Genomic DNA, 13,566 nt, shown 5'->3' with positions numbered 1-13,566 from the left:
AAAAAACCTAAATCGCGACCACCCCTTACGCACGCATTTCGAACCCCGCAAGATACCCCGCCGCATCGCGGCCATCCCACACGCGACCATCGCAAAAAGTGGCCGAGCGCCGCTCGTCAGGCAGCGCAATACCCGTCCCCCGCGCCGCGTCGCGATAAAGCGCGGTTTGATTGACGCTCGCCGCGACGCGCCCATCGTCGATATCGGCGTCGAGCAACCCCCAGCGCCGATACTGCGTGATGAACCACACACCATCCGACACACGCGGATAGTTCACCGCGCCGCCATCGAAGAAACGCACCGGCAGCGCGCGCGCATCGCCGCCGTTCGCTGCGGCAAGGCGCGGCTCGATCAGCGCGCGCGGCACGCCGAGCAATTCCGGCGACGCCAGCGCCTCTGCGATCTCGGAACGATGATCGCCCGCATCGAGCCACGCGCACGCGTCGAGCATCGTGCGCACGAGCGCGCGCGCCGTCGCCGGATAGAGCGCCGCAAAATCGCGCCGGCACGCGAGCACCTTCTCCGGATGATCCGGCCAGATCTCGCTCGTGTACGCGATCGTTTTGCCCGCGCCGCCGGCCTCGGCCACCGCATGCCACGGCTCGCCCGCGCAGAAGCCGTCGAGCGCGCCCTCGACGAGCGCATCGGCCATGCGCGGCGGCGGAATCACGACGCTCTGAACATCGCGCAAAGGATGCACGCCGTGCGCCGCGAGCCAGTAGTAGAGCCACATCGCGTGCGTGCCGGTCGGAAACGTCTGCGCGATGACAGGCGGCCGCCCGAGCGACCCCAGCGCTTCCTTCACGCTCGCGCCGCCGCCAATCGCCTCGGCGAGCGGGCGCGACAGCGTGATCGCCTGACCGTTGCGATTGAGGACCATCAGCACCGCCATGTCCGCCTGCGGCCCGCCGATGCCCAGTTGCACGCCATACACGAGCCCATAGAGCGCGTGCGCGGCGTCGATTTCGCCGGAAAGCAGCTTGTCGCGCACGGCGGCCCACGACGGCTGGCGGCACAGCTCGATCGTGATGCCGTGGCGTGCGCCGAGTTCGCGCAATGCCGCGACGGCGAGCGGCGCGGCATCGGAAAGGGCGACGAAGCCGAGCCGCAGATGCGTGCGCTCGGGCGCGGGAGAAGTCGTGTCGGGGGAGTTCATAGGTTCCGTGGCGCTAGAACAGATCGGACAGCGCAATCAGTTGACGCGCGATCTCCGCGACCTTCACGCCCTGATCCATCGCGCGCTTGCGGAGTGCCGCGTAGGCATCGTTTTCGGACATGCCGCGCTTGTCCATCAGGAGACGCTTCGCGCGGTCGATGACCTTGCGCTGCTCCAGTTCGTCCTCGACTTTCGCGAGACGCTGGCGCAACTGCGCTTCATGCGCGAAGCGCGCGAGCGCGACTTCGATGATCGGTGCGAGCCGCTCGGGCGCGAGTCCTTCGACGGAATACGCGGTGACGCCCGCGCCGACCGCCGCGCGAATGAATTGCTGATCCGCGTCGTTGCTGAACATCAGCACGGGACGCGGCGCTGCCTTGTTCATCACGGCGAGCTGTTCGAGCGTATCGCGCGAGGGCGATTCGGTATCGATGATGACGACATCAGGCTTCTGGCTCTCGACGGCCCGGTGCAACGCCGACGGCGCGGCGACTTCGGCGAGCATGTCATAGCCCATGCGTGCGAGTTGCTCGCGCAAATCGCCGATGGGCTTGTCGGTGTCGGTGACGAGAAGAACGCGCAGCATGCGGGCAGCGGAAGAGGTCATGCGAAGAACGGCAACAGCGGCTGATACGACTTTAACGACTTTAGCGCGCCGCCTGCCGTTTGAGAACCTGCTTCACGCGGCATGGGCGAAACCTTTGGCGCTTACTGCATGCGCCGTGAATTCAGCCGCTTCTCCAATCGCACCGCCGATGAGAATCACCGCCGGACTGCCGAGACCGGCGGCCGTGGCTTCGTCGGCGAGACGGTCGAGCGTCGTGACGAGCCGCTTCTCTTGCGACGATCCCGCGTTCTGCACGACAGCGGCGGGCGTGCTCGCGCTCAGCACGTCGAGCAACGATGCCGTGAGACTCGCGATGCGGCTCATGCCCATATAGATCGCGAGCGTGGTGCCGGTGGCAGCGAGCGCGGCCCAGTCGGGCTGACTGTGATCCTGCATGTGCGCGGTGATGAAGGTCACGCCCTGGCAATGATCGCGATGCGTGAGCGAGATGCCGAGTCCCGCCGCCGCCGCGAAACCCGATGACACGCCGTTGACGATATCGACCGGAATATGCGCTTCACGCAATGCGGCGATCTCTTCGCCGGCGCGGCCGAAGAGCAATGCATCGCCGCCCTTCACGCGCACCACATGCAGACCCTTCTTCGCATAACGCTGCATGAGGCGCTGAATGAACGCTTGCGGGGTCGATTTGCATCCGCCGCGCTTGCCGACACGAATCACGCGCGCATGCGGCGCGAGCGTGACGATATCGGCGTTGGCCAGATCGTCGACCAGCAGGATGTCGGCGGCGGCGAGCGCTTTCGCGGCGCGCAGGGTGAGAAGGTCGAGATCGCCGGGGCCTGCGCTTAACAGAGTGACTTTGCCTTTGATGGTGCTCATCGTTGCTTACCTGTTCGGCGAACGTGCGTATATGAGGCGCATCGGCGCGGCAAACGCCGATAGCGTCCGCTCGTGTCGCTGCACGAAGGGACGCCTTTGTCCTTGCTCTTCCGATTCGAGATGCCGCGAACGCCGTTGCCCGCAGTGCCTTTCTCAATGCAATAAGCGGGCCATTGCGTGAAACAGGCACCGGTCCGCGTGCGCCGCACTATGCTCGTGCGCGTTTCGCCAGACGCGGCACCGCTTCGGCGCGAACGTGCTTCGTTCGAACGAACCGGTTGGTACAAAGATTCGTGCACGACTTCGCACGTCACCGGTGCTGCGTCGCACCATCACTGTGCCCGTCTGCATCGAAACATGTCGTGCAGCGCGTGCGCCCCGGCAGTGCATGGGTCTTGCAAAGCCATACACAGCAAGGCTTTCAGGCCGATGCCGCGCGCATGGCATAGCCCTTGCCTTATGTTTCGCCATCGGATCAACGGCGATCCGTCCTGAATACAGCGCCCGGCAGGTGAATACGTGCGGGCTTCGGACAACGGCGTCCCCTGCATCGGCTTCCCGGTCGAATGCGCGGGACGCCTTTCTTTTTTTGCGGAAAGACGATGGACAAAGCCACCCGGATCGATCTCTTCAGCATGCGCAGCGCGCCGATGCGCGCCTTCCATCTCACATGGATGGCGTTCTTCGTGTGCTTCTTCGCCTGGTTCGCATGCGCGCCGTTGATGCCGCTCATCAAGCGCGAATATGGTCTCACGGCCGATCAGGTCGCCAATATCAATATCGCGGCCGTGGCCGTGACGATTCTGGTGCGCCTCGTCGTCGGTCCGATGTGCGATCGCTTCGGGCCGCGCAAGGTGTATAGCGCGCTGCTGCTCGCGGGTTCGGTGCCGGTGCTCGGCGCGGCGTTTTCCACGGGCTACGACAGCTTCCTGTGGTGCCGTCTTGCGATCGGCGCGATCGGCGCGAGCTTCGTCATCACGCAGTACCACACGTCGGTGATGTTCGCGCCGAACGTCGTCGGCACCGCGAACGCGACGACGGCAGGCTGGGGCAATGCAGGCGCGGGCGCGGCGCAGGCGATCATTCCGCTCTTCGTCGCGGCCGCGATCGCGCTCGGCACGGGCGAAGCATCGGCATGGCGCGTCGCGCTGATCGTGCCGGGCATCGCGATGCCGGTGATGGCCTTCTTCTACTGGCGCTATACGCAGGACTGCCCGCAAGGCGATTTCGCGACGCTGCGCCGTGCGGGCATCGCCATCGACGGCGGCAAGAAGGGCGGCTGGCAGAGCTTCGTCACCGCATGCTCGAACTATCGCGTGTGGATGTTGTTCGTGACCTATGGCGCGTGCTTCGGCGTCGAAGTGTTCATCCACAACATGGCGGCGATCTACTACGTCGATCATTTCGATCTCACGCTCGGCCAGGCGGGCATGGCGGCGGGCAGCTTCGGCCTGCTCGCGCTGTTCGCACGCGCGCTCGGCGGCTGGCTTTCCGACAAAGCCGCCGCGAAGAAGGGCCTCGATATCCGCGCGACGTTGCTGTTTGCACTGATCGCGGGCGAAGGCCTCGGTCTCTATGCATTCGCCCATGCGCCGAGCGTCGTGCTCGCGATCGTTTCGATGCTCGTCTTCGGTCTCTTCACGCACATGGCGTGCGGCGCGACTTACGCGCTCGTGCCGTTCATCGATCGCCGCGCGCTCGGTGGCGTGGCCGGCGTGATCGGCGCGGGCGGCAACGTCGGCGCGGTCGCGGCGGGCTTCCTGATGAAAGGACTCGGCAACGCCCAGGCGACGCTCTCGATGCTCGGTGTGGTCGTCGCGGGCACGGCGCTGTGCGCGCTCGCGGTGCGTTTCTCGCCCGAACACAAGGCACGCGAAGCGGCGTTGCGCGAAAGCGCGCTCGCAGCCAACAACGTCATTGCAAACTGAGGAAGGCCCGTCATGAAAATCGTCGTCATCGGCCACGGCATGGTCGGCCACAAGTTCCTCGAATGTCTCGCCGAGAGCGGCAATGAAGCGCTGCACGTGACGGTGCTGTGCGAAGAACCGCGCGCCGCATATGACCGCGTGCATCTGACCGAGTTTTTCACGGGCAAGAGCGCGGATGATCTTTCGCTCATCGAAGCAGGCTTCTTCGAGCGCTCGGGCTACGCGCTGAAGCTGAATGCGCGCGCGGTCGCCATCGATCGCACGGCGCGCACGGTGACGGCTTCGACCGGCGAAGTGCTGCCGTACGACAAGCTCGTGCTCGCGACGGGTTCATACCCGTTCGTGCCGCCGGTCGAGGGCCGGGACCGCGACGGCTGCTTCGTGTATCGCACGATCGAAGATCTCGAAGCGATGCAGTCGTTCGGCGCGCGCTCGAAGACGGGCACGGTGGTCGGCGGCGGTCTGCTCGGTCTCGAAGCGGCGAAGGCGCTGCGCGACATGGGGCTCGAAACGCATGTGATCGAATTCGCGCCGCGTTTGATGGCCGTGCAGGTCGATGACGGCGGCGGCCGCGTCTTGCGCGCGAAGATCGAAGAGCTCGGCGTCACGGTTCATACGGGCAAGAACACGCTCGCGATCGTCGAGGGCGAGGGCGCCGCGAATCGCATGAATTTCGCCGACGAAACGCATCTCGACACCGACATGATCGTGTTCTCCGCGGGCATTCGTCCGCGCGACGACATCGCACGCGCCGCGGGTCTCACGATCGGCGCGCGTGGCGGCATCGTGATCGACGACGCCTGCCGCACGAGCGACGCCGATATCTTCGCCATCGGCGAATGTGCGTTGTGGCAAGGCCAGTTGTTCGGCCTGGTCGCGCCCGGTTACGACATGGCGCGCATCGTCGCGAAGCAGATCATCGGCGAGGAAGCGGCGTTCGCGGGCGCTGACATGAGCACGAAGCTCAAGCTCATGGGTGTCGATGTCGCGAGCATCGGCGATGCGCATGGCAAGACGCCCGGCAGCCGCACGTATCAGTACAGCGACGAGCGCAAGCAGGTCTACAAGAAGATCGTCGTGTCCGACTGCGGCAAGTTTCTGCTTGGTAGCGTGATGGTCGGCGATGCAACCGAATACGGCACGCTCCTGCAGATGATGCTCAACAGGATCGAGCTGCCCGAAGCGCCCGAGTTTCTGATCCTGCCTTCGAGCGATGGCAAGGCGAAGCCCGCACTCGGCGTCGAGGCATTGCCCGATGGCGCGCAGATCTGTTCGTGCAACAACGTCAGCAAGGCGGAAATCTGCGCGGCCGTCTGCGCGGGCGCGACGAGCATCGGCGCGATCAAGTCGTCGTGCAAGGCAGGCGCGTCGTGCGGCGGCTGCGTGCCGCTCGTCACGCAGCTGATGAAGTCGGAGATGAAGCGGCAAGGTCTCGCCGTGAACAATCATCTTTGCGAGCACTTCCCGTACTCGCGTCAGGAGCTGTATCACATCGCGCGTGTGGAAGGGCATCGCACGTTCGGTTCGCTGCTCGCGAAACATGGCAAGGGGCGCGGCTGCGATATCTGCAAGCCGGCGGTCGCGAGCATTCTCGCCTCCTGCTGGAACGAGTTCGTGCTGAAGAAAGAGCACGCGAGCCTGCAGGATTCGAACGATTACTACCTCGCGAACATTCAGCGCGATGGCACGTATAGCGTCGTGCCTCGCATGGCGGGCGGCGAAGTGACGCCCGATGGTTTGATCGCGGTCGGGCAGGTCGCGAAGAAGTACGGTCTCTATACGAAGATCACGGGCGGCCAGCGTGTCGACATGTTCGGCGCGCGCGTCGAGCAATTGCCGTTCATCTGGGAAGAGCTGATCGCGGCGGGCTTCGAATCGGGCCATGCATACGGCAAGGCGCTGCGCACGGTGAAGTCGTGCGTCGGCTCGACGTGGTGTCGCTATGGCGTCGGCGATTCTGTCGGTCTCGCGATCGAACTTGAGAACCGCTACAAGGGCCTGCGCACGCCGCACAAGATCAAGTTCGGCGTATCGGGCTGCACGCGTGAATGCGCCGAGGCGCAAGGCAAGGACGTCGGCGTGATCGCGACGGAAAAGGGCTGGAACCTCTATGTCTGCGGCAACGGCGGCATGAAGCCGCGGCACGCCGAACTCATCGCGTCCGATCTCGATCACGACACGCTCGTGCGTTACATCGACCGCTTCCTGATGTTCTACGTGCGCACGGCGGATCGCCTGCAACGCACGAGCGTGTGGCGCGACAACCTCGAAGGCGGCCTCGATTATCTGATCGACGTGGTGATCAACGACAAGCTCGATATCGCCGACGAACTCGAAGCGGAGATGCAACTCGTCGTCGATACCTACGAGGACGAGTGGAAGAAGGCCGTCACGGACCCGAACACGCGCAAGCGCTTCCGTCACTTCGTCAACAGCGAACAAGGCGATGCGAACGTGACCTTCGTGGAAGAGCGCGGCCAGATCCGTCCCGCGACGGTCGAAGAGCGTAAGTCGAAGTTGAACGATATCCCCGTCGTAGTCGAAACCGTCTGAGCCCTGGAGAAATGATCATGAACGACCGCATCGAACAGGACTGGACCGCCGTTTGTGAACTCGACGATATCGTGCCCGATACGGGCGTCTGTGCGCTCGTGAAGGGCACGCAGGTCGCGGTGTTTCATCTCGCGGGCGAAGAATCGACGCTATACGCGATCGACAACTACGATCCGCATTCGCAGGCCGCGGTGCTCTCGCGCGGCATTGTCGGGAGTCTGGGCGAGCGCATCGTCGTCGCATCGCCGATCTACAAGCAGCACTTCGATCTGCGCACTGGCGAATGCCTCGAAACGCCTGAGCTATCGGTCAGCGCATATCGCGTGAAGGTCGCGGGCGGCAAGGTGTGGGTCGCGGCATGAAGACCGAATATGCGGTTGCGGGCATGGCGTCGTTGCGCGATACCGCGCCGCGCCAGCGGCTCGTCGTCATCGGCAACGGCATGGCGGGGATGCGTACGGTCGAGGAACTGCTGAAAATCGCGCCCGGACTGTACGACATCACCGTGTTCGGCGCCGAGCCTTACGGCAACTACAACCGCATTCTGTTGTCGCCGGTGCTCGCGGGCGAGAAGTCCGTCGACGACATCATTCTCAACACGCGCGAATGGTACGACGCGAACGGCATCACGCTGCATGCGGGCGATGCGGTCGTCGGGATCGATCGCGCGCGGCGCATCGTGCGTTCGCAGAAGGGCGTCGAAGTCCGTTACGACCGCCTGCTGATCGCGACCGGCTCGAAGCCTTTCATCATTCCGGTGCCCGGCTGCGATCTTCCCGGCGTGATCGCGTTTCGGGACATTCAGGATGTCGAAGCGATGCTCGAAGCGGCGCGCGATCATCGACATGCGGTGATTATCGGCGGTGGCCTGCTCGGGCTCGAAGCGGCCAACGGATTGCAGCGGCAGGGCATGTCGGTGACGGTCGTGCATGCGGGCGAGAGCCTGATGGATCGTCAGCTCGATGCAACCGCATCCGCGTTGCTCAGGCGTTCGCTCGAAGCGAAGGGCCTGCGTTTTGCGATGGCCGCGCAGACCACTGAAATCGTCGGCGAGGAACGCGTGCGTGCGGTGCGTTTCGCGGACGGCACGCAGATCGACGCGGACCTCGTCGTGATGACGGCGGGCGTGCGGCCCAACATCGCGCTTGCGAAAGAGGCCGGTTTGCATTGCGAGCGCGCGATCGTCGTCGATGACACATTGCAGACTTTCGATCCGCGCGTTTATGCGGTGGGCGAATGCGTGCAGCATCGCTCGGCGACCTTCGGTCTCGTCGCGCCGATCTGGGATCAGGCGCGCGTGGCGGGGGCGCATCTCGCGGGCGCGGGGCATCGCCGGTATGTGCAGCGCGCGACTGCGACCAAGCTGAAGGTGACGGGCGTCGATTTGTATTCGGCCGGCGATTTCATCGGCGGTGGCGATAGCGAGGATCTTGTGCTGCGTGATCCGCGCCGGGGCGTGTACAAGCGTCTCGTGTTGCAGGCGGGGCGTTTGATCGGTGCAGTGCTTTATGGCGATGTGAAGGACGGTGGGTGGTACTTCGATCTGATTCAGAACCGCGCAGATGTATCGCATCTGCGGGGCAAGCTTCTTTTTGGCAAGGTTCTTTGTGAAGCGGAGTAGAGCGATTCAGGTTTGTCGGCGGATCCCGTTTTGGTGTCGGTCTATTAGCACTGCCCCTGTGCGGGGCGGCAGTCACTTTCTTTGCTGCTGCAAAGAAAGTAACCAAAGAAAGCAGCTCGTTTAAGCCCGCGGTCACACGCACGTTGGCCATGCTTGCCAGCCCGCGTTGGCACTCGCCTAAGTGTCGCCCCCAAAGGACTTACCGGGCTTGGCTCGCGCACGGTCTGATGAGCTAGGACTTTTAGGGCGTTGGTTCAGCACGAATGAGCATCGGCACAGCGCTGCGCGCTGCCGTTGGGTGTGCGAGGGAAACCTTCGAAGAAGAAGCACACGCGCACCCGATTGACCGGTCGGCCGCGAAGCGGGCTGGAGCTATTTGGTGCTGAACCAGTGTGTTGTGTGGTGCGATGTGTCAGACCGTGCGCGGTCCAAGCCCCGCAAGATCTTCGAGGGCACTCGCTACTGCCGGGCCATTAGGCCAATCGCCTGTGCCGCGGCCGGCATGAAGTGCTTAGGCTGGGGATAGCTGTTTCTTTGGTTACTTTCTTTGCAGCAGCAAAGAAAGTGACTGCCGCCCCGCATAGGGGCAGAGCCAATAGACCGACACGAACACGGGATCCGGCGAAAAAAACCGGATAGCCAACCAAGCGAGACGTTGACCATGATCACCATCCCAATTGAACCTGCGTCTGTCAAAACGACGTGTCCATACTGTGGCGTAGGCTGCGGCGTGAAAGCGTCGCCGAAGAACGCGACGGAAGTGACGATTGCAGGCGATGAATCGCATCCGTCGAACTTCGGCCGTCTGTGCGTGAAGGGTTCGGCCCTCGGCGAGACGGTCGGACTAGAAGGGCGCCTGCTCGAACCGAAGCTGCGCGACAGGCACACGGGAACACTTTCCGACGTGTCATGGAACGATGCCCTCGCCACCGTCGCGAGCGGCTTCGCGCGCATCATCGCGGAACATGGTCCCGATGCGGTCGCGTTCTATGTCTCAGGTCAGTTGCTCACCGAGGACTACTACGTCGCCAACAAGCTGATGAAGGGCTACATCGGCAGCGCGAACATCGATACGAATTCGCGGCTGTGCATGTCGTCGTCGGTAGCGGGACACAAGCGCGCATTCGGCGAAGACCTCGTGCCCATGAACTACGAAGACCTCGAACTCGCCGATCTCGTCGTGCTGGTCGGCTCGAACACGGCATGGTGCCATCCGATTCTCTTTCAGCGCATCGTGAAGATGAAGGAGAAGCGACCGGAAATGAAGATCGTCGTGATCGATCCACGCTATACCGCGACCTGCGAAATGGCCGATCTGCATCTGCCTCTCAAGCCCGGCAGCGACGTGCGGCTCTTCAACGGTCTGCTCGCATTCCTCGCGGAACATGGCGCGACCGATGCCGCTTTCGTCGATGCGCATACCCACGGTTTCGATGCCGCGCTCTCCGCTGCAGGGCCCGCCGATCTCGCGCAAACCGCGAAGGACTGCAAGCTCGATCAGCACGACCTGATGGCGTTCTACCGCCTGTTCGCACGCACGGAACGCGTGGTGACCGTCTATTCGCAAGGCGTGAACCAGTCGAGCGCGGGCACCGACAAGGTCAACGGCATCATCAACTGTCATCTGGCGACGGGGCGTATCGGCAAGCCGGGCATGGGGCCGTTTTCCTTCACCGGCCAGCCCAACGCGATGGGCGGCCGCGAAGTCGGCGGCCTCGCGAATACGCTCGCCGCGCATCTCGAGTTCGGCGATCCGCTGCATGGCGAGATCGTGCAGACGTTCTGGAATTCGCCCGCGATTGCGGAGCGCGCGGGATTGAAGGCCGTCGAACTGTTCGATGCAATCGAATCCGGCCGCGTGAAAGCGGTGTGGGTGATGGGCACCAATCCGGTCGTGAGCCTGCCCGACGGCGATCGCGTGAAGCGAGCGCTCGAAAAGTGCGAGCTCGTGGTGAGCTCGGACATCATCGAAAAGACCGATACCAACGCATTCGCCGATGTGCTGCTGCCCGCGCTCGGCTGGGGCGAGAAGGATGGCACCGTGACGAACTCGGAGCGGCGCATCTCGCGCCAGCGCGCGTTCATTCCGGCGCCGGGCAATGCGCGCGCGGACTGGCGCATCATCTGCGACGTCGCAACGCGCATGGGCTTCGAAGGCTTCGGCTTCGCGGGTCCGCATGAGATCTTCGACGAGCACGCGAGGCTCTCGGCGTATCGCAACGATGCGTCGACGGGCGTGCACCGCGCGTTCGACATCGGCGGTCTCACTGGCCTCGATCGCGCGCAATACGATGCGTTGCAGCCTACGCAATGGCCGCTGCGTTCCGTGCAGGAAGGAAGCATTGCGAGGCTATTCGAAACGGGCCGCTTCAGTTACGCGGACGGCCGCGCGCGCTTCGTCCCGACAGCGCCGCGCGATCCCGTCAACGCGCCCGACGAAGACTATCCGCTCGTGCTCAACACCGGCCGCGTGCGCGATCAATGGCACACGATGACGCGCACCGGCCGCTCCGCGAAGCTCGCGGGACACATCAGCGAATCGTTCATCGACATGCATCCGCAAGACGCGCTCGCATGCGGCGTGCGCGAAGGCGAACTGGCGCGCGTGTCGAGCCGCTGGGGTTCCATGATCGCGCGCGTGCAACACGGCGGCGGCATGCCGCGCGGCAGCGTGTTCGTGCCGATTCACTGGAACGATCAGGTCGCCTCGGATGCGCGCGTCGGTGCGGTGGTCAATCCCGTCGTCGATCCCGTATCGGGCGAGCCGGAGTTCAAGCACACGCCGGTCGCGATCGAGAAGTTTCACGTCACGTGGCACGGCTTTTCGCTGTCGCGCGCCGCGCCCGATCTCGACATGGTCACGCACTGGACGCGCGTGCACGGCGCACATCACATGCGCTACGAGATGGCGGGACGCAATCGCTTCGATACGTCGCATGGCGATCATCACGACTGGGCGCGTGCGCTCTTTCATATCGACGATCGGCACGCGGACTGGATCGAATACGAGGACAAGAGCGCGGGCGTGTATCGCGCGGCGCATGTGGTGGATGAGCGCATCGAGAGTTGCGTGTTCATCTCCGAGCGGCCCGATCTGCCCGCTCGCGCATGGCTCGCAACGCTCTTCGAAAAGGACCGGCTCGACGACGAGGACCGCGCGAGTCTTCTGCTCGGCCAGCCGATCGGCAAAGGGGAGGACACCGGGCCGACCGTGTGCTCGTGCTTCGGCGTCGGACGCAATACGATCTGCAATGCGATCCGCGACAAGGGACTGAAAACCGCCGCGGAGATTACGTCGTGCGTGAAGGCGGGCGGCAACTGCGGGTCGTGCGTGCCGGAACTGAAGAAGCTCATCGTCGAGACGGAGATGGCGAGCCTGAGTACGGTCTGACCTTTGCGCGTCTACCTTACAAGCGCGGGCGCAATTCGCCCGTTTGTTTCGTTTTAAAGCCTTCCCAATATACGGGTGAACCCTTGAAAACCCCCGGAAACAGGGCGTTTGCGGGTGTCACCCGGCTCGAATGAGGGGTGGACCACCAAATTTCTCACGAATTGTTACGACGTGAAATGTAATGTTGGTTGCCCCACGCAGCGCCCGCTTCATCTTCCGTAAAGTCACATCAAACGCAGGCAATTGAAAGACCAAAGCCTGAGAAAACATAAGAAGTGATACGGGGATTGCGATGAAGAAGAACGCAAATCAAATCGACCAGGCGGAAGACCAACGCGCCACGATCCGCTCGACGGAAGCCAAAAGCCCGTCGCAAGCACACATCGACCTGTTGCACGAACGACGACTTCCGCTAATGGAAGTCCGCGACGTTCGCGCGTCGCACTGCTCCTGACCGGTTAGCCCGCGCCCCTGGCGCGTCCCATTTCAAACGCTCGCTGATTTTCACGCTGGTTCGCCGAAGTGAAATTCAGGCAGGCGTTTGAAATAGGAATACTAACTAAATGAATTACTCGCTGTGCCCGCTACATACCGGCGTCGATGTAGCTGGAATTGACCGTGCGCCTACACTTGGAGACTTCAACATGCAACGCAAACTGATCGCAGCAGCAGCCGTCCTCTCCCTCGTTTCCGCCGCTGCTTTCGCAACGGGCACGAACTCCAGCTCGAGCTCGACGTCGGGCGGCAACACCGCAGCAGCCGTGTTCGGCTACGGTTCGTTCACCGCAACGAACGCCGGCATCGCCAACGGCAATGCATCGGCACTCGCTGGTCAAGGCTTCGGCGTGACGGGCAACGCGACCAACGCGACGACCGGCCACATCAACACGTCGTCGGCTGGCGGCAAGGGCTTCGGTGGCTCGACGGCAACGGGCACCTCGGGCGCCGACGCTGCTGCGAACGCCTGGAGCAAGCTGGGCGGCGGCTGGCGTTAAGCACGCGGCGACGGAGGGCGGACTTCGCCGCAACGGGGTTCGCTGATCCGCAACCGACGTGCCAGTAGTTCAAACAACAAATAACGAAATCCAATCTTATTTATTCGATAAGGAATGCAAATCATGAAACGCACTCTGATCGCTGCTGCACTGCTCTCGTTCGTCTCCGTCGCCGCGATGGCCACGACCACGAACTCCAGCTCGTCCTCGACCTCGGGCGGCTCGACCTCCGCTTCGGTCTCGGGTTTCGGCCATTTCACCGCCAGCAACTACGGCACGGCCAACGGCAACGCGCAATCGATCGCCGGCAACGCTTTCGGCGTGACGGGCAACGCCACCAACGCCACGACGAGCCACACCAACACGTCGAACGCGGGCGGCTTCGGTCACGGCAACGCACAAGCGGGCGGCACCTCGGGCGCGGACGCAGCGGCCAATGCATGGAGCAAGCTGGGCGGCGGCTGGCGTTAAGCCG

At 63.5% G+C, this 13,566-nt stretch carries 11 protein-coding genes; 8 read left to right on the top strand and 3 right to left on the bottom strand.

Features of this window, described 5'->3' with window-relative positions; genetic code table 11:
• Nucleotides 1–25: 25 nt before the first annotated feature.
• The 3 genes from ACEN42_RS19820 to cobA form a co-directional block, all read right to left on the bottom strand.
• Nucleotides 26–1,156 (bottom strand): CmpA/NrtA family ABC transporter substrate-binding protein, encoded by a 1,131-nt coding sequence (locus tag ACEN42_RS19820; protein WP_371881171.1) that lies wholly within the window; start codon nt 1,154–1,156, stop codon nt 26–28.
• A gap of 13 nt (nt 1,157–1,169) precedes the next feature.
• Nucleotides 1,170–1,742: an ANTAR domain-containing response regulator gene (locus ACEN42_RS19815; protein WP_035509819.1), complete on the bottom strand. Its 573-nt coding sequence runs from the start codon at nt 1,740–1,742 to the stop codon at nt 1,170–1,172.
• 93 nt (nt 1,743–1,835) lie between these two features.
• Complete coding sequence (gene cobA / locus ACEN42_RS19810; RefSeq protein WP_371881170.1) at nt 1,836–2,603, bottom strand: uroporphyrinogen-III C-methyltransferase; 768 nt, start codon at nt 2,601–2,603, stop codon at nt 1,836–1,838.
• Between the two features lie 602 nt (nt 2,604–3,205).
• Here cobA and ACEN42_RS19805 point away from each other — a divergent pair.
• The 8 genes from ACEN42_RS19805 to ACEN42_RS19770 all read left to right on the top strand — a co-directional run bounded on the left by ACEN42_RS19805 (nt 3,206) and on the right by ACEN42_RS19770 (nt 13,562).
• Nucleotides 3,206–4,531 carry an MFS transporter gene (locus tag ACEN42_RS19805; RefSeq protein WP_187606462.1) on the top strand — a complete coding sequence of 442 codons (1,326 nt, stop codon included), beginning with the start codon at nt 3,206–3,208 and terminating at the stop codon, nt 4,529–4,531.
• Nucleotides 4,532–4,543: 12 nt separating this feature from the next.
• Nucleotides 4,544–7,084, top strand: coding sequence for a nitrite reductase large subunit NirB (gene nirB / locus ACEN42_RS19800; RefSeq protein WP_371881169.1), 2,541 nt, complete (start codon nt 4,544–4,546; stop codon nt 7,082–7,084).
• 17 nt (nt 7,085–7,101) lie between these two features.
• Entirely contained in the window at nt 7,102–7,446 is a 345-nt protein-coding gene (gene nirD / locus ACEN42_RS19795) for a nitrite reductase small subunit NirD (RefSeq protein WP_035509869.1), read from the top strand.
• Complete coding sequence (locus ACEN42_RS19790) at nt 7,443–8,705, top strand: NAD(P)/FAD-dependent oxidoreductase (RefSeq protein ID WP_371881168.1); 1,263 nt, start codon at nt 7,443–7,445, stop codon at nt 8,703–8,705. Before nirD ends, ACEN42_RS19790 begins: the two co-directional genes overlap by 4 nt.
• A 661-nt stretch (nt 8,706–9,366) precedes the next feature.
• Nucleotides 9,367–12,096: a molybdopterin-dependent oxidoreductase gene (locus ACEN42_RS19785; RefSeq protein ID WP_371881167.1), complete on the top strand. Its 2,730-nt coding sequence runs from the start codon at nt 9,367–9,369 to the stop codon at nt 12,094–12,096.
• Nucleotides 12,097–12,388: 292 nt separating this feature from the next.
• Nucleotides 12,389–12,550, top strand: coding sequence for a hypothetical protein (locus ACEN42_RS19780; RefSeq protein WP_371881166.1), 162 nt, complete (start codon nt 12,389–12,391; stop codon nt 12,548–12,550).
• 190 nt (nt 12,551–12,740) lie between these two features.
• Nucleotides 12,741–13,091, top strand: coding sequence for a hypothetical protein (locus ACEN42_RS19775; RefSeq protein WP_035509828.1), 351 nt, complete (start codon nt 12,741–12,743; stop codon nt 13,089–13,091).
• A 123-nt stretch (nt 13,092–13,214) separates the two neighbouring features.
• Nucleotides 13,215–13,562, top strand: a complete 348-nt coding sequence (locus ACEN42_RS19770) for a hypothetical protein (RefSeq protein ID WP_035509871.1) — start codon at nt 13,215–13,217, stop codon at nt 13,560–13,562.
• Nucleotides 13,563–13,566: the final 4 nt, after the last annotated feature.

This window comes from Caballeronia sp. S22 (assembly GCF_964261745.1).
Lineage (GTDB): Bacteria > Pseudomonadota > Gammaproteobacteria > Burkholderiales > Burkholderiaceae > Caballeronia > Caballeronia jiangsuensis.
The sequence above is the reverse complement of the archived record's forward strand: the minus strand, read 5'-3'. Positions and strand labels throughout refer to the sequence as shown.